Raw genomic sequence first — 23,579 nt, forward strand, 5'->3', positions numbered from 1 at the left:
TTTGTGCTTATTTGTGATCCCTGCCATGGGGTCGTCGTGTCACGTTCCCGGGCGCCCGTCTCGTCATGTGGATCAACACCGCTCGAAAGCTGGAGGACGAGAACCCATGAGCCACGAGATCCTGGTGCTCGGCGCGGGCTACGCCGGACTGGCCGCGGCCGGCAGGGCCGCCCACAACATCCGCCGCGACGCACTCGACGCCCACATCACCCTTGTCAACGCAGCACCCGACTTCGTCGAACGCGTCCGTCTGCACCAGGTGGCCGCCGGGCAGGACGTCGGCGTGCATCCCCTGTCCGCCTCACTGGACGGCACCGGGATCGACCTGGTCCTCGGCCGGGTCGAGCACGTGGACACCGGGCGGCGCACCGTCCGGGTGAGCGTCGCAGGGCCGGAGAGACCGGAAGAACAGCAGGGCCCAGAAGGACAGGAAGGGCAGGCGGAGCCGGAGCGCGAGATCAGCTACGACACGCTGGTGTACGCCCTCGGCAGCGACGCAGGGCCGGGCGTGGTGCCCGGGGCCGCCGAACACACCCACAACGCGGCCTCGCTGGGATCCGCATGGGCTCTGGCCCGACGCATTCGTGAGAACGCCCCGCACAGCGTCGCCGTGGTCGGCGGCGGGCTCACCGGAGTGGAAACGGCCACCGAGATCGCCGAGAGCCACCCCCGACTGCGCGTGGAACTCCTCACCCGGGGACGGGTCGCCGACGGCCTCAGCCCGCGCGGCCGCGCCCACGTCCACCGCGTCCTGAGCCGTCTGGGGGTGAGCACCCGCGAAGGCGTCTCCGTGGCCGGGGTGGACTCGGTCGGTCTGCGCCTGGCCGACGGATCACGGGTGGACGCGGACCTCGTGGTCTGGAACGCGGGCTTCGGGGTGGCGACCCTGGCCGCCGAGGCCGGGCTCACGGTGGACCGTGACGGCCGCGCCGTGGTCGACACCGACCAGCGCTCGGTCTCCCACCCCGACGTGTACGTGGTGGGGGACGCCGCGCACGCGGTCGGCGTGCACGGCGATCCCCAGCGGATGTCCTGCGCGATGGGGCTGCCCATGGGGTGGACCGCCGCCGACGCGGTCACCGCGCGGGTGCGCGGGGACGAACCGGAGCTCCCGCCGTTCGCCGACCTTTTCCAGTGCGTGAGCCTGGGGCGGCGGGACGGTCTGGTCCAGTTCGTGCGCGGCGACGACTCCCCGGTCCGCTTCGTCCTCACCGGGAGGCCGGCCGCGCTGTACAAGGAGTACATCGTCGCCTACGCCTACGGCGTGCTGAACGGCGGCCAGGGGCAGCCCGACCAGTACCTGATGCTGGTCCGCTGGGCCGCCCGGCACTGGTTGAAGCGGCACAGTGCCCGGAACCGGGGTGCCGAGGTTGCCGGGTCCGTCTGAGCCACCGGATAGACGCGCGTTGCCCGGGAACGGTTCTGGATTCGTGCAGGCAGGGCCGGGGCGGGGCGGGGCTCAGCGTGCGGAGTAGCGGTCCTTCGACCCGAGCCGGGGGACCCCGCTGACCCGAACGACCCTCGTGCAGTTGTCCCGCAGGCCCTTCACCAGCTCGCCGTTGGGGCGGTCGCTGCGCTCGACCCACTCCTGGGCCGCGTTCGCGCTCGCCCCGCCCGCCACCTGGCGCCGGTGCAGACGGCGTTCGCGCACCTGGTCGTCGGTTTCCACGTACCACAGCTCCGCCAGCAGCCCGCGGACCCCCGCCCACGGCTCCTCGTCACTGGCCAGGTAGTTGCCCTCGGTCACGACCAGTCGGGTGCGCGGCTCGACCACGTGCTGGGCGGCGATCGGCTCGTGCAGCCTGCGGTCGTAGTCGGGAACGTAGACCGGGTTGGTGGTCTCTGCCAGGAGCCGCCGCACCATCGCGAGGTAACCGTGTGCGTCGAAGGTGTCCGGGGCGCCCTTGCGGTCCCGGCGGCCCAGCCGGTCCAGCTGTGCGTTGGACAGGTGGAAGCCGTCCATGGGCAGGTAACCGGCGGTACCGGGTCCCGCCTGCTCGTCGACCGCGTGCACCAGGTAGCGCGCCAGGGTGGACTTTCCGGCCGCGGGGGCGCCGGTCAGGCCGAGTACCACCCGTTCGGGGCCGGTGGAGGTCTCCTCCGGAACCAGGGCGAGGGCGTCGGCGACGAGCGATTCGAGCATGGTTTCCAGCCTAGGCCCAGTGGTGCGCGGGCGACCCGGTGGTTTTTCGGTGGTTGGGCCCCGCATCCGGGTTCGGATACGGGGCCCGTGTGGTCAGACCTGTGTGCTCAGGTCAGCGGGGTCGTGCCGGAGCGATCCGGCCTGTGTGGCCCGTGCGTCGAGCGGGAGGAGTCAGGGGGCGTGGCCGACATAGGCCAGTGCCTGGCGGACCAGGACACCCTGCCCGCCGGGCATCTCCGCGCGGACCTGCGGGCTGGTCGCCTCCTCGGGGGTGAACCACACCAGGTCCAGGGCGTCCTGGCGGGGTTGGCAGTCACCGCTCACCGGTACCACGTAAGCCATGGCCACGGCGTGCTGGCGGGGGTCATGGAAGGGGGTGACGCCCGGGGTGGGGAAGTACTCGGCGACGGTGAAGGGCTGCGGTGAACTGGGGATCCGGGGGAGGGCCACCGGGCCCAGGTCCTTCTCCAGATGGCGCAGGAGGGCGTCCCGGACCCGCTCGTGGTACAGCACCCGCCCGGAGACCACCGAACGGTTGAAGCTGCCGTCGGGGTCGGCGCGCATGAGCAGCCCCACGTGGGTCACCGATCCGGACTCGTCCACCCGCACGGGTACCGCCTGGACGTAGAGCACGGGCATGCGGGCGCGGACGCTCTCCAACTCGTCGGAGGAGAACCAGCCGGGCTGGGTGTCAGCGGTTTCGGTCATCGGGTTCGCGGTCGCGGGACTGCGCGGGGCAGTCTCGGCCGCTCCCTCCCTTCGCTCTCTTCGTGTCCATGAGGGCGGTCAGGGGCCCTTCCCCCGTGGGGGAACAGGGCCACCGGCCGTCACACGGGTGTCCAAGTACCGCTTTTACCGCACGGGCGCGCGGAAAGCACGGTGCGGGTGCCTGTTCGGGAGTGTCCGAGAGGGATGAGGAGTGTCCGAGAGAGAAGAGTGGGGGTCCTGTGCTGTCGGGCCCCGGGAGATCGTGGCCCCATCATGCGGGGCGGTGACACCTGTGTGTCGGGGAGGCTGCATCAGCGAGATTCTGGTGGGTTTTCTCATGGAAACCCTCCCGGAACCTCACTGGAGAGGTTACGATCTCGTACGCGGTTGCGTAGTGGAAAGGTTACGTCCGGTGAGAGGTGGCCCGAGTGGCGATGGATGCCCTGTTCTCGGCCCAGGAACGTTTTCCATGTACAGGAGTGACGGTGGTGCGCGTCCACGGTGAGGTGGACCTGGCCACCGCCGATCTCCTCCGGGATCGGCTGCTCAAGGCCGCGAGTGCCTCACGGTGCGACTGCCTGGTCGTGGACATGTCCGGGCTCGGCTTCTTCGACGCCAGCGGTGTGCGCGCCCTGGTAGCCGTCTACCGGGAGCTGACCCGCCAGGGTCGACACGTGGTCCTGGCCGAACCCTCGCCCATCGCCGACCGGGTGCTCGAAGCTCTCGGGATGCGGCGCCTGTTCGAGGTCTACCCGATGGTGGAGATGGCGCTCACCCACACCAGCGGCCTGCGGGTCGACGGGGAACCCATCTTCGACAACCCCGTGCCCTAGCCGATTCGGGACGGCTTCCGGCCCGGACATGTCCCGGGTTTCGGGCTGGTTGGAAGTTCGAAAGAAGCCCGGAAGAACGCCTGTGTCCCGGTGCCCCGGGGAAGTGGGGCACCGGGACACCGGTCCGAGCGGGTCGATGTGCCTACGGCAGCACCGAGGGCTTGGGTTCGGCGGGGCCGCTCCCGCCCTCCTCACGGACGAGGAACGGGGCGAGCAGCTCCGGTACCGCCTCGTCCGCCCAGGCCAGGCCCTGGCCCAGACCCACGTCCCCGGCGGTGTACATCCCCTCGCCGGAGGCCGTGGTCGCCGACACGCTGGCCAGGCCGACCCTGCGTTGGAACGGCGAACGCGTGATCCGCCAGCCGATCACCGCGGAACGCTCCAGGGTGACGGTGTCGCGCACCGCCATTCCCTTACGCACCACCAGGTACTTCGGGTGCAGGCCGTGGCCCAGGCCCCGGTAGGAGCCGATCGCGTACCAGAACGTCACCACCGCGAACACCGCCGCGACCGCGAACCAGCCCCAGCCCGGGGTGGCCTGGATGGTCGGGCCGGCCAGTGGGAACGGCATGAACTGTTCCTCCGCCACCTGGAGCCCGTCCCACCAGGCCTGGGTGGCCACCTGCTGTAGCCAGGCGAGCCCGCCGGCCAGGGCGAGCGCCACCATCGAGCAGACCGCGGCCCGGGTGAACCGGCGGCGCAGCGCCGCCCTCGGGTGCTCGGCCAGCGGCGCGTCGAGCGCGGAATCGGGCTCACGCATCAGGGCGGCCCCCAGCTCACGGGCGCGCGCCCGGGGCATCGCGGGGGACAGGCGGCTCTTGGCCTCGGTCTTCTGGGCGTCACCGGCGGACAGACCGGTCGCCACGGCACGGATGGAGGCACCGCGCACCGAGCGCAGTACGAAGGGTTCGTGCAGGACGACACCGTTCAGACGGCGGCCCTCCACCGACAGCGACACACTGGTCAGCAGGCCCCGGCGCAGCCGCACCGTACCGTCGGCCTCGCGGACCAGCCGGTAGTCCCACCAGGTTTCCACCGCGATGAGGACCAGGATGACCACACCGGACAGCATCAGCGAGAGCAGCGCGATCGGGACGACCACCAGCAGCTGGCCCATCACGAAGCTGGACATCTCCTGGGAGCTGGGCATGTCGGTCTGCTCGGAGATCCACCGCCAGCCGTGGCCGCCGCTCTGGGCGTTGATACCGATCAGGGCGGCGATCACACCGAGCCCGATACCGAAGGTCGTCATGGTGGCGGGGGCGTAGGCGAACCAGCGCGGGTTCAGCCGGATCAGCTCGGTCTCCTCCTCGTCCGCCGCCTCATCCCCGGTGCTCTCGGAGCCCTCGGCGGAGCCCGTGGCCGGGGCGGCCCGGCGCAGCAGTTCGCGGCGCAGGCTCTCGCCCTGCTCCGCCGTCACGAACAGCAGCTGGAGCTGGTCGGTACCGCCGGCGCCGGCCGACTCGCCGGTCCCCACGGTCACCGAGCACAGACCGAAGACCCGTACGTAGACGGGGGCGGCTACGTCCACGCTGCGCACGCGTTCGCGGGGGATGGAGCGGAAGGCCTTGGCGATGACGCCCGAGCGCATCTCCATGCGCTCGGCGGTGACCCGGTACCGGACGGCGCGCAGCCGGACCAGGTCGATGTAGGTCATCAGCCCGATGAAGGCGAGCGCGGCGGGGACGGGAAGGAGCGCCCACAAGTTCGGGGCGTCAGTGAAGAACAGCGCGAGGGTCGCGACGACGGCACTGGGCACCATGAACAGTGTCACGAGGGCGGTGTTGGCCCACACGCTGAGCGTGCTCAGGCCCTGCCAACCGTCCTCCTCATCCTGCTGCTCGGCTGCGTGCTCCTCTTCCCGTTCCTCGGTCTGCCCCTCCGTTTGCTGCTCTGGCTGCGGAGTCCCGTCCGGCTCGGCGTTCGGCCGCACGTCCGGTTCCGGGTTCGGCTCCGGGTTCAGCTCGGCCTTCGGGCCCTGGTCCGGCGCCTGGTGCGGCTCCCTGTCGGGGGCCTCACGCGGCTCCTCGTCCGGGCGGTGGTCGTCGTGGGAGGTCATGTCGCATCCCCCGGAACCGCCTCGGTGCTGTCTGTGAGCTGGTCGGCCACCTCGGTCGCCAACTCGTGGTCCAGGCCGCTGATCTCGATGGGCCCGGCCGCCGAAGCGGTCGTCACCGTCACGCTGGACAGACCGAAAGCCCTCTGCAGCGGTCCGCGCGCGGTGTCCACGGTCTGGATGCGCGACATCGGGGCCACCCGCCACTCCTGCCAGATCCACCCGCTGGAGGTGTAGACGGCGGTCTCGGTGACCTCCCAGCGGTGGACGCGGTAGCGCCACTGGGGCATCACCACCGTGATCAGCAGCCCGAGCCCGCCGAGGACCCCGGCGGCGACCAGGAACCAGAAGCGCACCGGCTCCCAGATCAGGGCGGGGATCACGGGGATGACCGTGAGGACGACCGTCACCGCGAGGGACCGGGTCGTCCACCACCAAATGGCGCGCCGGTCCACGCGGTGGTGGGGCGGTCGCAGTCGCAGAGCGTCGGTGCTCATCGCGTCCACGTCTCCTCTCAGTCGGTGGCCCCGGGGGCGGGCCGTCTGTTAAAAGTGATATCACAATGCTATTCTCAAGTCATCACCTAAAAGGACGGGCGCCCCAGAGCATGGAAGACAAGAGGATGGAACACAGATGAGCGAGACACCGAGTGTCACCAGGCCGGCGCCGCAGTACCGGGAACGCGAGGCCTTCGGTTCCAGCGGAATCCCCATGTTCGCGGTGTCCGTTGTACTGTTCCTCGCCGGTGCCGGAATCGCCTCCCTGCCCCTGATCGGCCTGCACGCGTCACTGGTCGCGGTCGGGATCGTGATCGCCGCCGCCGGAGTGGTCCTGGCCGTCGGACTGACGATGGTCGCGCCCAACGAGGCCCAGGTCGTCCAGTTCTTCGGACGCTACGTCGGCACCATCCGCACCGACGGCCTGCGCTGGGTCAACCCGCTGACCGTGCGCAACGCGATCTCCACCCGTATCCGCAACCACGAGACCTCGGTCATGAAGGTCAACGACGCCGCGGGCAGCCCCATCGAGATCGCCGCGGTTGTCGTCTGGCAGGTGGAGGACACCGCGCGGGCCTCCTTCGAGGTGGACGACTTCATCCAGTTCGTCTCCACCCAGACCGAGGCGGCCGTGCGCCACATCGCGGGCAAGTACCCCTACGACTCCTACGGCGACGACGCCGTCCCGTCCCTGCGCGACAGCGCCGACGCCATCACCGAGCAGCTGTCCAAGGAGGTCGCCGAACGCGTCGACGCCGCGGGCGTGAAGATCGTGGAGTCCCGCTTCACCCACCTGGCCTACGCGCCCGAGATCGCCCAGGCCATGCTGCAGCGCCAGCAGGCCAGCGCCATGATCGCCGCCCGCGCGGAGATCGTCGAGGGCGCCGTCACCCTGGTCGACCGCGCCCTGGAGCGGCTCTCGGACGAGGACGTGGTGGACCTGGACGAGGAGCGCAAGGCGGCCATGGTCAGCAACCTGCTCGTGGTGCTGTGCTCGGACCGCCCCGCCAGCCCGGTCGTGAACACCGGGACGCTCTACCAGTAGATCCGGGTGAGGTTGCCGTGCCCGAGCGCAAGAAGGTGCTGCTGCGGCTCGACCCCGCCGTCCATGACGCGCTCGCGCGCTGGGCAGGGCAGGAGCTGCGCAGCACCAACGCCCAGATCGAGTTCCTCCTGCGCCGCGCCCTGGACGAGGCGGGGCGGATGCCCAAGGAGGCCGGGGACATGCCCAGGAGGGGGCGACCCCGCAAACCCAAGGCCGACGAACCCACCGCCGAGAGCGACGGCGAGGAGGCGTCGGAAGAACCAGAGCAGACATGACGGAGCCGGGTGCCCGAGGGGGACACCCGGCTCCGCGCCGTCGAGGTGAGAGCTACGCGTCGCTCTCCCACTTCTCCGTTTCCTCGACCGTCTTCGCATCGTCTGCCTCCTTCGGCCCGCCTATGTGCAGACGCCAGTCACCACCGGTACGCAACAGCCACTGGGGCACGACCTTCACCGGGAAGGGCAGCTCGGTGTCCAGCACTTCTTTGTCGAAGGCCGCGGCGACCTCGGTGTACTCACCGTCCTTCAACCGCATCTCGATAATGCTCGGGCCGTCGGGGTCGGGGGTGATCACCCAGTACGAGGGGATGCCGAAGGCCGCGTACTCGTGCTTCTTGGTGTGGTGGTCCCGGAGGACGCTCTCGGGGGAGACCACCTCCACCGCCAGGAGCGGGGGTTTGGTCAAGTACGGGCTCTCCGCCTCGTCGGCGCTGATGACCACCAGGTCCGGGATGCGGTGATGCGTCCTGTCCCCGTTGAAGTTGATGCCGGGTCCGGTGATGACCTCGCACTCCACCGGAGCCATAACGCCCAGGTGAATGCTGAGTCGGGATTCGACGCGACTGTGCAGGAACACGGGTGCGGGAGACACGTCAAGCCTCCCGTCGACGAGCTCGTAGCGCCGCCCGTCGTCCGGCATGCGTTGCAGGTCGTCCACGGTGAGCGGTGCCGGTCCCAGATCCGTCTTGCCGGTAGTCATGACACTCATGATGCCTCCTCGATCGCATGGGGACCAGCGTGTCGGAACCTTTGGGCGCCTCGGGCGGGAATCGCAGAACTCGCGAGTAAGTGCCCACATCATTCGCTTCTTGAGCCTGCCCGGAACTAGGTAGGGGCAGGGCACGCGTTAGTGCCTTGCCCCTACACGGCCGGTCAGCCCTACCCCAGGGCGGCCGCCGCGGCCCTTCCCGCGGTACGTCCCGAGAAGATGCAGCCGCCCAGGAAGGTGCCCTCCAGGGAGCGGTAGCCGTGCACGCCGCCGCCGCCGAAGCCCGCGACCTCGCCGGCCGCGTACACCCCGGGCAGCGGGGTGCCGTCGGCGCGCAGCACCCGGGAGTCCAGGTCGGTGTGCAGGCCGCCCAGGGTCTTGCGGGTGAGGATGTGCAGGCGCACCGCGATCAGCGGACCCGACTTCGGGTCGAGGATCTGGTGCGGGGTCGCCACCCGGGCGATCTTGTCGCCCCTGTAGTTGCGGGCCCCGTGGATCGCCATGACCTGGAGGTCCTTGGTGAAGGTGTTGACCATCTCCCGGTCGCGGGCCACCACCTCGCGGGTCACGGTGTCGGCGTCCAGCACGTCGTCGCCGGAGATCTCCTTCATCTTGCGGATCAGCTCGGGCAGCCTGTCCGCGACCACGAAGTCGGCGCCGTTGCGCTTGAACGCCTCCACCGGTCCGGGCGCGCCCGGCAGGACCCGCTTGAGGACCAGCTTGAGGTCCTTGTTGGTCAGGTCCGGGTTCTGCTCGGAGCCGGAGAGGCCGAACTCCTTCTCGATGATCTTCTGTGAGAGCACGAACCACGTGTACTCGTGGCCGCTCTTCATGATGTGGTCCAGGGTGCCCAGGGTGTCGAAGCCCGGGAAGTACGGGGCGGGCAGCCGCTTGCCGGTCGCGTCCAGCCACAGGGACGACGGTCCGGGCAGGATGCGGATACCGTGCTTGTTCCAGATCGGGTCCCAGTTCTGGATGCCCTCGGTGTAGTGCCACATCCGGTCGCGGTTGATGATCTCACCGCCGGCCTTCTCGGTGATGCCGAGCATCCGGCCGTCCACGTGGGCGGGCACCCCCGACAGCATGTGCTTGGGCGCGGTGCCCAGCCGCTCGGGCCAGTTCTGCCGGACCAGGTCGTGGTTGCCGCCGATCCCGCCCGCGGTCACGATGACCGCCTGCGCGCCCACCTCGAACTCACCGGCCTCGTCCCGGTTGCTGGCCTGCCCCCGCTTGATGTCGCTGGGGGCCAGCACCGTACCGCGCACCCCGGTGACCGTCCCGTTGGTCACCACGAGCTCGTCCACCCGGTGGCGGAACCGCAGGGAGATGAGCCCGCGTTCGGCGGCCGCGCGCACCCGGCGTTCGAAGGGTGCGACCACCCCCGGGCCGGTGCCCCATGTGATGTGGAAGCGGGGGACCGAGTTGCCGTGCCCGTCGGCGAGGTAGCCGCCGCGCTCGGCCCAGCCGACGATCGGGAAGACCTTGAGCCCCTGCTGGCGCAGCCAGGAGTACTTCTCCCCGGCGGCGAAGTCCACGTAGGCCTCGGCCCACTTGCGCGGCCACTCGTCCTCGGGGCGGTCGAAGGCGGCGGTGCCCATCCAGTCCTGGAGGGCCAGCTCCTTGGAGTCCTTGATGCCCATGCGTCGCTGCTCGGGGGAGTTCACGAAGAACAGCCCGCCGAAGGACCAGAACGCCTGCCCGCCCAGGGACTGCTCGGGCTCCTGGTCCAGCAGGATCACCCGTTTCCCGGCGTCGGCCAGTTCGGCCGCCGCAGCCAGTCCGGCCAGCCCTGCCCCGACGACGATGACGTCGGCCTGGTCGACTCCGGTACTCATGCGGTTCTCCTCGGGGGGTCGTCCGTGCCCCGGCGGACACGGTCTTTGCGGGCACGGTGTCTTTGCGGGCACAGCGTGCGCGATGATGACGACTGTGCCCCGGTCCGGCCCGCAGGACAAGAGCAGTGTGTGTCCCGCGCCACATCATTTGTCAGTGGGTGACAAGTGGTGGGGCAGGCGGGACGGCGAAAGGGACTGATGGGACATAATCGCGTTGTCGCGCTCCCGTGGCCCTGATCCTCAGGGCCATCGCAGGTCACAGCGTGCTCTGCCGAGAAAGTTCCCCCGTGCACTTCCCCCTGCCGACCTTCGTCCCCGGTCCGGTCGCCACCGTCATCGCCCTGATCCTTTTCGCCTACTACGTGGCCGCGCCTCCGCTGCTGCGCTCCTGGCGTGCACGACAGAAGCGCCGACTCGCCCCGAAGGACCGCACGCCCTACGCCACCGGCTTCCGGCACGCGGCCTGGTGCCTCCTGGCCGAGGTCCTGGCGGTGATGGCCTTCCTGGGCACCGCCCGGTCCGTGTCTCCGGTCGACATCGGATGGGCTCCGGTGGTCCTGGCCGATCCCGAACCCCTCGGTCTGCTCCTGGTGGGGGCGGGCGGGCTGGCCGTGTTCGTGCTCCTCGTCGTGACCGTCGCCCGGTCCAACCTCAAGCTGCTGCAGCACGTTCGCTCCGGGGAGTTGCCGCCCCAGGTGAGCCGGGAGGAGCTCCTGGAGCTTCCCCGGGAGCGGCGGGAGCTCGGGGCCATGGCCGGAGGTTACGCGGTGGTGGTGCTCTCGCACCTTCTCGTCGTCTACACGGTCCTCTTCCCGGTGCTGGCGCAGGCCACGGATTCCGCCCTGTTCGCCGCGCTCGCGCTGGGGCTCCTGGGCGGCTGGCAGTACGTGGGCCGGGGCGGCGGCATGATCTGGATGATGGCGATGCTGACCACCGCCGGTCTACTCGTCTACGCGCTGCTCCTGCCCGGCTCCCTGCTGGTTCCCGTGCTGCTCTGGGGCGGTTTCTGGACGGTGGTGCTGGGGACCGCCCGCGCCCTGACCGGGCTGCCGATCCCACAGAACTCCCGCCCCCTGCACCCGGTCGAGGTGACCATGCTCGACGCCGACGGCAACCCGGTCGAGCGCCCCGGCCAGGGAGCGCTCGACCGCTGAAACCCGTGTGCGGTCCGAGTCCCCGGTCAGGCGCCGAAGCGGACCAGGGATCGGCCGCCCTTGCCCTGGCGCATGCGCTCGAAGGCCTCGGGCAGACCCTCCAGGGAGATCTCGTCGGTGATCATCGCGGCGAGCTTCAGCTCTCCCGCACGGACCGCCTCGGCGAGCACCGGGATGTCCCGGACCGGGTCGCTGGATCCGTACACGCACCCCTGGACCGTGCGCGCCTGGTGGAACAGCTCCAAGGCGTTGAAGGACACCTCGTCCTGCTTCGAGCCCAGCCCCACCACCGTCACGGTGCCGCCCCGGCGGCAGGAGTTCCAAGCGGTACGCACCACCTGGGCCTTGCCGACCACCTCGAAGGCGTGGTCGACCCCCCGCCCGCCGGTCAGCTTGCGCACCGACTTGTGCACCTTCGGGTCGGAGACCAGGAATTCGGTGGCGCCCAGGGAACGGGCCAACTCCTCCTTCTCGGTGGAGACGTCGACCGCGATCAGCGGGTCGGCCCCCGCCATCCGAGCGGCCTGGAGGAGGGACAGGCCCACCCCGCCCAGCCCCAGCACCAGGGCGGACTGGCCCGCCCGCAGTTTGGCGGCGTTGTTGACGGCGCCCCATCCGGTGAGCGCCGCGCAGCCCAGCATCGACGCGACCGCCAGGTCGATCCCGTCCGGCAGCGGGACGAGCGCGCCGACCGGAACGACCGTGGCCTCGGCGAAGGCGCCGGTGTTCAGCCCCGGGTACACCGGGGTGCCGTCGGTGAGTTCGGCGTAGGGGGTGGCCATGCGGTCGAGGGCGTGCTCGCACAGGTGGGGTTCGCCCTGTTCGCAGAACCAGCACGCGCGGCAGGGCGGCGCCCAGTTCAGGATGACCTGCTGGCCCGGCATCAGCTCGGTCACACCGGGGCCGACCGCCTCGACGGTGCCCGTGCCCTCGTGGCCCAGGACCGCGGGCAGGGGCTGGGCCAGGGTTCCGTTGGACAGGGAGATGTCGGAGTGGCACACGCCGGCCGCGACCATCCGGACCCGGACCTGGCCCGGGCCGGGGTCGGGCAGGACGACGTCGCGGATCTCGGGGGGAGCATCGGTCTCGTGGAAGACGGCTGCCTTGACGGTCGTACTCATGAGGAGGTCTCCAATCGCGGAACTGCGGAGACCTTAGCAATACCGGCCGGTCGGTCGGTGGTGCGGGGCGCCCTCCGCCAGGCAGGGCCGCACGGTTTCGGCTGACAGCGGTCGACTTTATGCAAAAGCTTATATTGGCGGGCCTTCCGCGCGGGTATCCCACTTTTGTCCGCCGGATAACGCGGTGTGGTAAATGCCTGTACCACTGCGGGCCGTACGGCTTCCGGTGCACCTCAACGGGGAGGTTTCATGGCTCGACCTGTCGACTCTGCGGCCGCGGTGACACCGCGGCACTACCTGATGTGCAGACCCACTTACTTCGCGGTGGAATACGCGATCAATCCGTGGATGGATCCGGCAGCGGGCGTCGACCGGGCACGCGCCGTCCGTCAGTGGGAGGGGCTGCGGGACCTGTACCGGTCCCTGGGTCACAGGGTCAGCGAGATCGCGCCGATCGAGGGGCTGCCCGACATGGTCTTCGCGGCCAACGGCGCACTGGTCGTGGACGGGCGCGTCTACGGTGCCCGGTTCGCCAGTGCCGAACGCACCCCGGAGGGCCCGGCCTACCTGGACTGGTTCCGCAAGGCGGGCTACACCGAGGTCCGGGAGCCCAAGCACGTCAACGAGGGCGAGGGCGACTTCATCACCCTCGACGACGTGGTCCTGGCCGCCACCGGCTTCCGTACCGAGGCCGCCGCCCACCAGGAGGCCGAGCGTCTCCTGGGCCGCCCGGTCGTCACCCTGCAGCTGGTCGACCCGCGCTTCTACCACCTTGACACCGCGCTGTTCGCACTCTCCGGCGACCAGGTCGCGTACTACCCCGGTGCCTTCTCCGAAGGCAGCCGCAGGGTACTGCGCGCCCTGTACCCCGACGCGCTCCTGGCCACGGAGGAGGACGCGGCGGTGCTCGGGCTCAACGCGGTCTGCGACGGCCGCAACGTGGTCATCGCCGCCGAGGCCACCGCGCTCGCTGGGCGGCTGCGCGCTCTGGGATTCGAGGTCCACCCGGTGGAGCTCGACGAACTGCGTAAGGCCGGCGGCGGGGCCAAGTGCTGCACCCTCGAGCTGAGGGGCGTATCGGAATGACAAACCGCGGGCGGGTTCCGCGCACTCCTGTGCGGAAACCGCCCGCCTAAACAACTCTGAGTGTGGGATGCGCCACGTTCCGAATTCGCCTCGGTCGCGGCCCCACAGGTCACGTACGCCGGGGTGCCGAACCCGTGGATCGGCCGAGGAAACTCATGTCCGGCGGCCTCTGGCCAAAGCCGCCGATCCCACTAGGGTCGGTTTCCGTGAAGACCAAACAGCGCAGACTTCCACGTCATGTCAGGGAACGACAGCTGATCGACGCCGCCGTCACAGCGTTCTCCCGTGGTGACTACCACACGGTCAGCGTTGAGGAGATCGCCGAGGTCGCCGGGACGTCCAAGCCGACGGTGTACCACTACCTGGGTTCGAAGGAAGGGATCTTCACCGCCTGCGTGCGCAGGGAGATGGAACGGCTCGTCGAGACCATCCGGGCCGCCGTGCACGACCCCGCCGCCCCGCTCGGCGACGACCCGCTGCACCGCGGGATGCAGGCCTTCTTCACCTTCGTGGTGGACAACCGGGAGAGCTGGACCGTTCTGTACCGGCGCGCGGCCGTGCAGGGAGAGCCCTTCGCGGGCGAGACCACCCGCATGCGCGACCGCGTCACCGAGGAGATGGCCGAGCTCATCACCGCCTGTACCAGCGGGGACTTCGGAGCCCTCGACCCCAGGGACGCCCAACTGCTGGCCCGGGTCGCGGTGAGCACCGCGGACGCCTTCGTGGACTGGCTGCTGGAGAACCCGGACGAGACCCCCGACACCATGGCCGGACACGTCACCGAACTGACCTGGTCCCACCTGAGAGCCCGTCGCCCGGCCGGGGTCTGAAGCAGCCCCGGCCGGGCAGCCGGACGCTAGTCCAGGGAGCTCATCACGTGCTTGACGCGCGTGTAGTCCTCCAGGCTGTAGGCGGACAGGTCCTTGCCGTAACCCGAACGCTTGAACCCGCCGTGCGGCATCTCCGACAGCAGGTCGCCGTGGGTGTTCACCCACACCGCACCGAAGTCCAGTTCGCCGGAGACCCGCAGCGCACGCGCGTGGTCGCGGGTCCACACCGAGGACGCCAGGCCCTGCTCGACGCCGTTGGCCAGCTCCACGGCCTCGGCCTCGTCGGCGAACCGCTGCACGGTGACCACCGGTCCGAACACCTCCTCCAGGACGATCTCGTCGTCGGCGCGCAGCCCGGAGACGACCGTGGGGGCCAGGAAGTACCCGGTCTCGCCGACCCGGTGCCCGCCGGTCTCCACCTTCGCGTGCGCGGGCAGGCGCTCCAGCAGCCCGGTGACCCGGGCGAACTGGTCGGCGTTGTTGAGCGGCCCGAAGTCGCTCGCCTCCGCTGAGGGGCGCCCGGTCACCTGTTCGGCGGCCAGGCGGGACAGCTCGGTGACGAACGCGTCGTGGACGGAGTCGTGCACGATCACGCGGGTGGCCGCGGTGCAGTCCTGCCCGGCGTTGAGGAAGCCCGCCGTGACCACTCCGGCGGCGCTGTCGGCCACGTCGGCGTCGTCGAAGACCAGCACCGGGGCGTTGCCGCCCAGTTCCAGGTGCAGGCGCTTGAGGTCGTCGGAGGCGCTCTTGGCCACCTGCGCCCCGGCGCGGGTGGAGCCGGTGACCGACACCAGGCGCGCTGTCGGGTGCTCCACCAGGGCGCGCCCGGTGCCGCGGTCGCCCACGACGGTGTTGAGCACGCCCGCGGGCAGTACCTCGGCGGCGATCTCGGCGAGCAGGACCGTGGTGGTCGGCGTGGACTCGGCGGGCTTGAGCACCACCGTGTTGCCCGCGGCCAGCGCCGGGCCGATCTTCCACACCGCCATCATCAGGGGGTAGTTCCACGGGGTGATGCCCACGCAGACCCCGACCGGCTCACGGCGGATCCAGGAGGTGCGGCTCTCGGCGTACTCGGCGGCGGCCTTGCCCTCCAGGTGGCGAGCGGACCCGGCGAAGAACTTGAGGGTGTCGACGCAGAAGGGGATCTCCTCGTCCAGCATGCTGGTGCGCGGCTTGCCGGTCTCGCGGCACTCGGCGTCGGCGAACTCCTCGGCGCGCGCGGCCAGGGCGTCGGCGATGGCCAGCAGTGCCTCTTGTCGCGCTGCCGGGGTGGCCTTGCGCCAGGTGCGAAAGGCGCGCGCGGAGGAGTCCAGGGCGGCCGCGACCTCGTCGGGGCCGCAGATCCCGGCCAGGCCCGCCACCTGCCCGGTGGTCGGGTCGACCAGCTCCAGGGTTCGGCCGCCCGTCGGGTGCAGGGGCTTGCCGTCGACCACGCTGTGCAGGGTCTCGTGGCTGCTCATGATGTCCTTCGCTTCTCGTCGGGTGTGTGCGGTGGGGTGTTCGCTGATGGTGGGTCGAGGTCTCAGCGCGCCGCGGTGGCCGGGGCCTCGTCGGTGACGGGCCGGGCTGGCTCCTCGCGGGTCGGGACCAGTCGCGGCCCCTGGGGCCCGAACACGGAACGCGGTTCGGGGAACAGGAACAGGGCGGCCGGGTAGACGACCGCGGCGGTGACCAGCGCGGCGGGCAGGCTCAGGTCGATCCCCGCGGCCAGGTTCCCGAGCGGCCCGACCAGCAGCGGGGTGTTGGCGAACAGCAGGCCCGCCAGCGCGGCCAGCAGCCACGCCGACATCGCCCGCCAGTTGACCCCCGCACGGAACCAGTACGCGCCGCCCCGGCGTCCCTCGTTGAACACCTGCAGGTCCTCGACCAGGTAGAACCCGCGCCGGAACAGGTAGCCCAGCATGAGGATCACCATCCACGGCGAGGTCAGCAGAACGATCAGGATCGCGAAGGCGTTGATGGTCTCGACGAAGTCGAACAGGAACGTGCCCACGAAGACCAGGGCCAGCGCCAGGCAGCCCACCACGACAGTGCCCTGGACGCGGTTCAGCCGCGGCACCAGCGAGGAGAAGTCCAGGCCGGTCCCGTACAGCGCCGTGGTCCCGGTCGACAAGCCGCCCACCAGCGCCACCAGCAGCAGCGGCAGGGCGTACCAGAGCGGGGACAGCTCCGAGAGCCCGGACACGTACTGGTTGGGGTCGGCGACCAGGGTCGCGGTGGCCAGTCCGAACACGAACGGCAGCAGCGTGCACACTTGAGCCAGGAACGGGGCGGCCAGCATTCGACGCGTGGAGGTGGCGGCGGGGATGTACCGGGACCAGTCGCCGAGGAAACCGCCGAAGGAGACCGGGTTGGCCATGATGGTCAGCACCGCGAGTACCCAGGTGGGCCAGAAGCCACCCAGGATGTAGTCACCGCTCCCTGCGAACGAGGGATCGAACGAGCCGCCGTAGGCGAACAGGCCGAGCAGCATCAGCGCGCTGCCCGCCACCACGGCCACCTTGTTGATCAACAGCATGAACTGGTATCCGTACACGCACACCACGAACACTGCCACCGCGATGACACCGTAGGCGGCCGCGCGCAGGGCGTCCCCGCCGTGCACCCCCAGCCGCGCTGCGGCGCCCACGATCGCGTCACCGCTGACCCACACCGAGATGGAGAAGAAGGTGACGGCGGTCAGCAGGGACAGCAGCGAACCCAGGGAGCGGCCTACCACGCCGAAGTGCGCTCCAGAGGAGACTGCGTTGTTGGTGCGCGTACGCGGTCCGAACAGCGCCATGGGGGAGAGGATGAGCGCCCCGACGACCACCCCGACCACGGTGGCGGTCAACGCCGCGGTGAACCCGAGGCCGTAGGCGATGGGCAGGGTGCCCAGGATGATGGTGGCGAAGGTGTTGGCGCCGCCGAAGGTGAGTCGGAACAGGTCGAAGGGGCGTGAGGTCTGGTCGGTGACCGGGATCGGGGCGACCCCGTGGGTCTCGACCTCCGTCACTGGGGCGGGCTGGGGGTGGGACACGGCTGGACTCCTGAGGGCTCAAGGCGGGAGCGGGGGATGGGTGGGGGACGGGGACGCGCGGCGCCGTTGACGCGCGCCCCCGGAACGGACAGCTGAGGCTGGTGCGCTCAGCCGTCCAGATGGGTCGGGGCGAACAGACCCACGAACATGGGGAGAACGACCACGCTGGGACCGGGCTCTGCCAGGGCGGCGGCCAGGTCCTCCTCGACCCTCTCGGGCGTGGTCAGGGTGGCCGGTACCCCGAAGGAGGCGGCCAGGGCCACGAAGTCCGGGCGGGTCAGCTCGGTGTGCGTGGCCTCGCCGAAGGCGCCCTCCATGTACTCGCGGAGGATGCCGTAGCCGCCGTCGTCCACGATCAGCCAGGTCACGTCCAGGTCGTGCTGGCGGGCGGTGGCCAGCTCCGCGATCGAGTACATGGCGCCGCCGTCACCGGAGACCGCCATGACCGGGCCGCGGCCGGTCGCCGCCGCGCCCAGCGCCGCCGGGAAGCCGTACCCCAGACCGCCCGAACCCTGCGCGGAGTGCGCCTGGCCGCCGCGCGGGTCCCAGGCCGACCACGCCCAGTAGGCCAGCACCGTCATGTCCCAGAAACTCGGAGCCCCGTCCGGCAGGGCGGCGCGCACCGAGGCCAGCAGGGCCTGCTCGGCGGCCAGGTCCTGCTCGGCCAACCGTCGGGCCACCCGAGCCTTCACCCCGGCGACCTCGGCCGCGACCTCCGGGTCCCGGTCGCGCGGGCTCACCCGCTCGGCCAGGGCGGTCAGGGTCAGTGCCGCGTCGCCGTGGATCCCCAGCGCCGGGACGTTGGACTCCAGCTTGCCGAGGTCGGCCTCGACCTGCACCACCCGGCCCTTCGGCACGAACGTGTGGTAGTTGCTGGACAGCTCGCCCAGCCCCGAACCCACCACCAGGAGCACGTCGGCGCCCTCCAGGTAGTCGGTGGTGTGCCGGTCCTCGATCCACGACTGCAACGAGAGCGGGTGCTCCCACGGGAAGGCGTCCTTGCCGCCGAAGGTGGTGGCCACCGGGGCCTGGAGCGCCTCGGACAGCTCCAGCAGCGCCTTCTGCCCGCCCGAACGGCTCACCCCGCCGCCCGCGAGCACCACCGGCCGCCGGGCCTCGTCCAGCAGCCGCGCGGCCTCGTCGACCAGCTCCGCGCGCGGCGCCAGCGGCGCGGGCACGGGGTTCACGTCCGCGACCGGCGGCACGACGGTCGGCTCCAGCAGCACGTCCTGCGGGATCTCCACCAGAACCGGGCCCGCGGGTGCCGCCGCGGCGGTCCGCCAGGCCTCGGCCAGCGCGGACGGGATCTGCGAGGCGTGTCGGACAGTGACCGCCGACTTCGTGACGTTGGCGAAGCTCGCGGACTGCTCCGGCAGCTCGTGCAGGTAGCCGCGGCGGCCCCCGCCCAGCCCCGCACGCGGGATCTGACTGCTGATCACCAGCACCGGGGCGCTGGCCGCCCGCGACTCCTGCAACGAGGCCAGGGTGAGCAGCGCACCGGGTCCGGTGGAGACCAGCAGCGGTGTGACCTCCCCGGTCAGCCGGGCGTGCCCGTCGGCGGCGAAGGCCGCGTTGTTCTCCACCCGGCTTGACACGAACCGCAGCTCCGGGGCCCGGCGCAGCGCGTCGAACAACCCCAGTGCGTGCTGACCGGGGATGCCGAAGGCCACCCGGGCTCCCAACGCGGTCAGGGTCTCGGTCACCAGGTCACCGCCGTTGCGCGGTGCGCTCCCACCCATGTGTCTAGTTCCCCGTCTTCCGCTGGTGGTTCAGGGCCAGCAGGCTGACCAGGTCGTAGGCCACGTGCGAGGCGGCCGTGGAGGTGATCTGCGCGTGGTCGTAGGCCGGAGCGACCTCCACCACGTCGGCGCCGACCAGGTTCAGGTCGGCCAGCCCGCGCAGGATCTCCAGGAGCTCGCGGCTGGTGATACCGCCCGCCTCCGGGGTGCCGGTGCCGGGCGCGTGCGCCGGGTCCAGGACGTCGATGTCCACGGACACGTACAGCGGCCGGTTGCCGATGCGCTGGCGCAGGGAGTCGGCGATCTCGTCCACGCCCTTGCGCAGGACGTCGGCGGCGGTGACGATGCCGAACCCGAAGCGGCGGTCCTCCTCCAGGTCGCGCTTGCCGTACAGCGGGCCGCGGGTGCCCACGTGCGCGATCGCCTCGGTGTCGAGGATGCCCTCCTCCACGGCCCGGCGGAACGGGGTGCCGTGCGTGTAGGGCTCACCGAAGTAGGTGTCCCAGGTGTCCAGGTGGGCGTCGAAGTGCAGCAGGGCGATCGGACCGTGCTTGCGGTACAGCGAACGCAGCAGCGGCAGCGCGATCGTGTGGTCGCCGCCCAGAGTGACCAGCCGGGTCCCGGCCTCGACGAACTTCGAGGCGCCCTGGTCCAGGGTCTCCACGGCGTCGCCGATGGAGAACGGGTTCACGGCGATGTCGCCGCCGTCGACCACCTGAAGGCGCTCGAACGGGGCCACGTCCAGACCCGGGTGGTAGGGGCGCAGCAGACGGCTGGCCTCGCGGATCGCGGAGGGGCCGAAGCGGGCGCCGGGCCGGTAGGACACCCCGGTGTCGAAGGGCACGCCGATGACGGCGACGTCGGCGCGCTCGACCTGGTCGATACGGGGCAGCCGGGCGAAGGTCGCCGGGCCCGCGAAGCGCGGGACGAGGCTGGAGTCGGTGGGTCCGATCGGGCTGTTCATCTGGTCCGTTCCTGTCATCGGTGCTGTCGGTGCTGTCGGTGCTGTCGGTTCAGTTGGTTCGTTCGGCCTCGGCCTGCGCCGGGGACAGAGTTTCGGTGCCGGCTGTGGCGGCTTTGGTCGGCGCCTCGTCCTCGAGGGCTTCCTGGCCGCGCAGGCGCCGCTGCCAGAGGTCGAGGACCGCCGGGGCGGTGGGCTCGGTCATCAGGCTGACGACCACGTAGACCACCAGCGCGGTGCCCAGGCCCACGTAGACGGGTTCGTTGGCGAGCAGGCCGGTCAGCGCCATGGTGACGATGACGGCCACGGACCCAGCCAACATGGAGGCGAGCGCGCCCGCACGGGTGCCGCGCCGCCAGACCAGACCGCCGAGGATCGCGACGAGCAGACCGCCCACGAGGATGTTGTAGGCCAGGGTGAGGGCGGCGACCACGTTGTCGACGGCCAGCGCCACGCAGATGCTGGCCACACCCAGGACCAGGGTGAAGATCCGGTTGGCGGCGACCTCGTCGCCGTCCCTGGCCTCGGTGCTCGGGCCGCGCCCGAAGAGACGGCGCACCTGCGGCCACAGGTCGGTGGAGGTCACCGCGGAGCAGGCGATGAGTGCACCGCTGGCGGTGGACATCACGGCCGACAGCGCGGCGGCGATGACCAGACCGGCCAGGCCCACGGGCAAGGTGGCCTCCACCATGAGGGTGAAGGAGTCGTCGGGGTTGGCCAGGTTGGGGAACATGACGGCTGCGGCGGTACCGATGAGCGCCCCGCACACGCCGTAGATCAGGCAGTACACGCCCGCGCCGAGACCGCCGACCTTGGCCACCCGGTCGTTGCGGCCGGTGAAGACCCGCTGCCAGATGTCCTGGCCGATGAGCAGCCCCAGCGAGTAGATGACGAAGTAGGTCAGGATCGTCTCGCCACCGATGTTGGTGGGGCTGAAGTAGGCGGGGTCCAGGGACTCGCGCATCCCCGAGAAGCCGCCCGCCGACCAGACCGCCACGGGGGTGAGGATCATGACCAGGCCGACGGTCTTGATCGCGAACTGCGCCATGTCTGTCATGGTCACCGACCACATGCCGCCCATCGTGGAGTACAGCACCACGATGGAGCCGCCGATGATGATCGCGGCCACGCGCGGCAGCCCGAACAGGCCGCTGAAGATGGTGGAGAAGGCCAGGGTGGAGGGCACGATCAGCATGAAGGTGTAACCCCACATGACCAGGCCGGAGATCACCCGGGAGTTGCCGCCGTAGCGCAGGTCCAGCATCTCCGAGACGGTGTAGACCCGCAGCCGGGAGATGCGCTTGGCGAAGAACAGGTGCAGGACGAGGATGCCGACACCGATCGCGACCACCAGCCAGGCCCCGGAGATGCCGTAGGTGTAGCCCAGACCAATACCGCCGACGGTGGACGCGCCGCCCAGGACCACGGCCGCCATCGTGCCCGCGTACATCAGGGGGCCGAGCCGGCGCCCCGCCACCAGGTAGTCGGACTTGTTCTGCGTACGGCGCATGCCCCACCAGCCCAGGGCGATCATGCCCAGGAGGTAGGCGGCGATCACCGCGAGGTCGATGAGCATGGTGCTCCTTACGAGGGGAACGCGCTCGGGGGAGGGCGTGCAGACTGGGTGGTGGCCGACCGCGGCAACGTTGACGCAGGTCACAGTGCTTCGGTCAGCGTAAGCAGCCGATAAGCTCCGTTCCAGTGGCCGAACCGCACGATTGGGCGCCGTTTTTTGGCCGAATCATCTACGAAGTGCGCCTGGCGTACCCGTGTACGCAATGTCCAGGACACGCGGTGGCAAGCGCCGGTTCAGCGGCGAAGCGATAGCGAGGCGGGGGAGAGCATGGTCGACGGCACCGGCGGGGCGGACAGCCACGACGTACCCCTGAGCGTGGTCACGGGGCGCCGCGACCTGTCCCTGACCACCGTGGTCGCGGCGGGCGACCCGGCGATCACCTGGGCGGTGGCCAGCGAGATGGTCGAACCCGCCGCCTATCTGCGCGGCGGCGAACTCCTGCTCACCGCGGGCGTCAACCTGCCCGCCACCGCCGCTGGTGTGCGCGCGTACGTGGACTCCCTGGTGCGTACCGGGGTCGGCGCCATCGGCTTCGGGGTGGCGCCGGTGTACGACACCATCCCCGAACGGCTCATCGAACAGTGCCACAGCCAGGGCCTGCCGCTGTTGGAGGTCCCCCAGGCCACCCCCTTCGCCGCGGTCAGTCGCGCGGTCGGCGAGGAACTCGAGGAACGCCACCTGCGCGACGTGCGCCGCCTGGGCGAGGCCCACCAGGCGCTGGCCCGCGCCGTCACCGCCACCGCACCCGTGCAACGGGTCCTGTCGGTGCTGGCTGACTCCCTGGGCGCCTGGGCCGTTCTGGAACCCTCTGACCCCGGTACCCCCGCCCACCGCACCACCGGAGCGCCCCGCTCCACCGACCCCGAACTGCGCCCCCTGATCGCCAAGCTCACCGACCCTGCAGGGCCGCGCGGCGCCAAGGCCCCCAGCGGTACCGACGAGGTCTTCCTGCACACCGTCGGCGTCCCGCCCCAGGAACGCGGCGTGGTCCTGGTGGGCCGCCCCGAACCGCTCGGCATCACCGACCGCGCGGTCCTGCGCACCGCCACCGCCCTACTCGACCTGCTCTCCCGCACGGTCGAGGACGCCCCGCCGGTCCCGGGGCGGCTGCTCACCGGGCTCCTCCTGGACGGCGGCCTGGACGAGGCGACCGCGCCCCTGCTTGCCGAACTCACCGACACCCGCGGCCGGACCGGCGCGACCGGCGCCTACCGCGTCCTACGGGCCAGGCCGCTGACCCAGGACCGCCGCACCGCCCCTGGCGACCTCCCCCTGGGCACCCACCTGGTCGACCGGGCCGCGCCCGACGCGGATGCGGGGGAGTACGTTCGCGCCGTTCTCGCCGACCGGGGCGAGCAGGCCCACCGCGAGCATCTGGACCTGCTCCGGGCCCACGGGTGGATCGCCGCGCTCAGCGCGCCCGCAACCGCTCCGGAGCTGCCCGAAGCCGACCGCCGAGCGGCCGCCCTGCTGGTCCGCGCCCGCGCCTCGGGTGAACCTCTGCTGTGGGGCGAGGGCACCGACCCCTTCGCGGTCCTGCTGGACCCCGCCGGCACCAGCGGCCTCAGGCGCGAACTGCTGGGTCCGCTGGCCCGCGACACCGGGGCAGCCCGCACCCTGCGCGAGACCCTGCGTGTCTGGCTGGCCCGCCACGGCAACTGGGACCGCGCCGCCGCGGACCTGGGCGTGCACCGCAACAGCGTCCGGTACCGGATCGGGCGGATCGAACGGGACCTGGGGGTGGACCTGGCCGATGCCGAACAGCGCATGCGCCTGTGGTTCGCCCTGACCCGCACTGAAGCGGGACCCCGCTGACCGTTTCGCCCATGAAGGTTCGCCGCTGAAGGCCGCCGATACCAGAGCTATCCGGCTCCGCGGTGCCGGTGACCGCTACCGGCCACATCCATGTTCGCTCCGGGCACCTGTCGAATTCTGGGAACGCTGCACCACCAGGGACGCTGATCCCCACAGGAAACGGAAGGGCTCGCC

Annotated in this window: 20 protein-coding genes; 8 read left to right on the plus strand and 12 right to left on the minus strand. The window is 70.9% G+C overall.

The annotated features are described in order from the left end of the window. The first annotated feature begins 106 nt into the window (after positions 1 to 106). A complete protein-coding gene (locus D457_RS0107590; protein ID WP_017580050.1) occupies positions 107 to 1,387 on the plus strand; it encodes an NAD(P)/FAD-dependent oxidoreductase in 1,281 nt (426 codons plus the stop codon). 72 nt (positions 1,388 to 1,459) lie between these two features. Here the strand turns inward: D457_RS0107590 and D457_RS0107595 are convergent, their stop codons facing one another. After that, a complete protein-coding gene (locus D457_RS0107595) occupies positions 1,460 to 2,143 on the minus strand; it encodes a nucleoside/nucleotide kinase family protein (protein ID WP_017580051.1) in 684 nt (227 codons plus the stop codon). 171 nt (positions 2,144 to 2,314) lie between these two features. Next, positions 2,315 to 2,851, minus strand: a complete 537-nt coding sequence (locus D457_RS0107600) for an NUDIX hydrolase family protein (RefSeq protein ID WP_017580052.1) — start codon at positions 2,849 to 2,851, stop codon at positions 2,315 to 2,317. Positions 2,852 to 3,330: 479 nt separating this feature from the next. Here D457_RS0107600 and D457_RS0107605 point away from each other — a divergent pair, with 479 nt between their 5' ends. After that, a complete protein-coding gene (locus D457_RS0107605; RefSeq protein ID WP_017580053.1) occupies positions 3,331 to 3,684 on the plus strand; it encodes an STAS domain-containing protein in 354 nt (117 codons plus the stop codon). Between the two features lie 142 nt (positions 3,685 to 3,826). Here the strand turns inward: D457_RS0107605 and D457_RS0107610 are convergent, their stop codons facing one another. Next, positions 3,827 to 5,743 carry a PH domain-containing protein gene (locus D457_RS0107610; RefSeq protein WP_017580054.1) on the minus strand — a complete coding sequence of 639 codons (1,917 nt, stop codon included), beginning with the start codon at positions 5,741 to 5,743 and terminating at the stop codon, positions 3,827 to 3,829. Next, positions 5,740 to 6,237 (minus strand): PH domain-containing protein, encoded by a 498-nt coding sequence (locus tag D457_RS0107615; protein ID WP_017580055.1) that lies wholly within the window; start codon positions 6,235 to 6,237, stop codon positions 5,740 to 5,742. The genes D457_RS0107610 and D457_RS0107615 overlap by 4 nt, the downstream gene beginning before the upstream one ends. A 136-nt stretch (positions 6,238 to 6,373) precedes the next feature. Here D457_RS0107615 and D457_RS0107620 point away from each other — a divergent pair, with 136 nt between their 5' ends. Together D457_RS0107620 and D457_RS0107625 are read left to right on the plus strand one after the other, a co-directional pair. Then, on the plus strand, positions 6,374 to 7,282 hold the full coding sequence (locus D457_RS0107620) for an SPFH domain-containing protein (RefSeq protein ID WP_017580056.1): 909 nt from the start codon (positions 6,374 to 6,376) through the stop codon (positions 7,280 to 7,282). A gap of 17 nt (positions 7,283 to 7,299) precedes the next feature. Continuing rightward, entirely contained in the window at positions 7,300 to 7,557 is a 258-nt protein-coding gene (locus tag D457_RS0107625) for a hypothetical protein (protein WP_017580057.1), read from the plus strand. A gap of 52 nt (positions 7,558 to 7,609) precedes the next feature. Here the strand turns inward: D457_RS0107625 and D457_RS0107630 are convergent, their stop codons facing one another. Continuing rightward, entirely contained in the window at positions 7,610 to 8,269 is a 660-nt protein-coding gene (locus D457_RS0107630; protein ID WP_017580058.1) for a Uma2 family endonuclease, read from the minus strand. A gap of 170 nt (positions 8,270 to 8,439) precedes the next feature. After that, the gene (locus tag D457_RS0107635) at positions 8,440 to 10,104 is read right to left on the minus strand and encodes an FAD-binding dehydrogenase (protein ID WP_017580059.1); all 1,665 of its coding nucleotides are present in this window, start codon (positions 10,102 to 10,104) and stop codon (positions 8,440 to 8,442) included. A 287-nt stretch (positions 10,105 to 10,391) separates the two neighbouring features. Between D457_RS0107635 and D457_RS0107640 the strand changes: the two genes are divergently transcribed. After that, positions 10,392 to 11,258, plus strand: a complete 867-nt coding sequence (locus D457_RS0107640; protein WP_017580060.1) for a hypothetical protein — start codon at positions 10,392 to 10,394, stop codon at positions 11,256 to 11,258. 26 nt (positions 11,259 to 11,284) lie between these two features. On the opposite strand, the gene D457_RS0107645 is transcribed toward D457_RS0107640, so the two are convergent. Then, on the minus strand, positions 11,285 to 12,379 hold the full coding sequence (locus D457_RS0107645; RefSeq protein ID WP_017580061.1) for a zinc-binding dehydrogenase: 1,095 nt from the start codon (positions 12,377 to 12,379) through the stop codon (positions 11,285 to 11,287). Between the two features lie 249 nt (positions 12,380 to 12,628). Here D457_RS0107645 and ddaH point away from each other — a divergent pair, with 249 nt between their 5' ends. After that, a complete protein-coding gene (gene ddaH / locus D457_RS0107650) occupies positions 12,629 to 13,465 on the plus strand; it encodes a dimethylargininase (protein ID WP_026116438.1) in 837 nt (278 codons plus the stop codon). 206 nt (positions 13,466 to 13,671) lie between these two features. Beyond that, positions 13,672 to 14,295, plus strand: coding sequence for a TetR/AcrR family transcriptional regulator (locus D457_RS0107655; RefSeq protein ID WP_017580063.1), 624 nt, complete (start codon positions 13,672 to 13,674; stop codon positions 14,293 to 14,295). A gap of 26 nt (positions 14,296 to 14,321) precedes the next feature. Here D457_RS0107655 and D457_RS0107660 read toward each other — a convergent pair whose 3' ends face one another. From D457_RS0107660 to D457_RS0107680, 5 genes are all read right to left on the minus strand, one after another. Beyond that, entirely contained in the window at positions 14,322 to 15,755 is a 1,434-nt protein-coding gene (locus tag D457_RS0107660; RefSeq protein WP_017580064.1) for an aminobutyraldehyde dehydrogenase, read from the minus strand. 62 nt (positions 15,756 to 15,817) lie between these two features. Then, entirely contained in the window at positions 15,818 to 17,314 is a 1,497-nt protein-coding gene (locus D457_RS0107665; RefSeq protein WP_039831065.1) for a purine-cytosine permease family protein, read from the minus strand. Positions 17,315 to 17,421: 107 nt separating this feature from the next. Beyond that, positions 17,422 to 19,053 carry a thiamine pyrophosphate-binding protein gene (locus D457_RS0107670; protein ID WP_017580066.1) on the minus strand — a complete coding sequence of 544 codons (1,632 nt, stop codon included), beginning with the start codon at positions 19,051 to 19,053 and terminating at the stop codon, positions 17,422 to 17,424. 4 nt (positions 19,054 to 19,057) lie between these two features. Further along, on the minus strand, positions 19,058 to 20,017 hold the full coding sequence (gene speB / locus D457_RS0107675; RefSeq protein ID WP_017580067.1) for an agmatinase: 960 nt from the start codon (positions 20,015 to 20,017) through the stop codon (positions 19,058 to 19,060). A gap of 49 nt (positions 20,018 to 20,066) precedes the next feature. Further along, entirely contained in the window at positions 20,067 to 21,590 is a 1,524-nt protein-coding gene (locus tag D457_RS0107680; protein WP_017580068.1) for a sodium:solute symporter, read from the minus strand. 267 nt (positions 21,591 to 21,857) lie between these two features. On the opposite strand from D457_RS0107680, the gene D457_RS0107685 reads away from it, so the two are divergent. Further along, a complete protein-coding gene (locus D457_RS0107685) occupies positions 21,858 to 23,405 on the plus strand; it encodes a PucR family transcriptional regulator (protein WP_017580069.1) in 1,548 nt (515 codons plus the stop codon). Positions 23,406 to 23,579: the final 174 nt, after the last annotated feature.

This window comes from Nocardiopsis valliformis DSM 45023, from assembly GCF_000340985.1.
Taxonomy (GTDB): Bacteria; Actinomycetota; Actinomycetes; order Streptosporangiales; family Streptosporangiaceae; genus Nocardiopsis; species Nocardiopsis exhalans.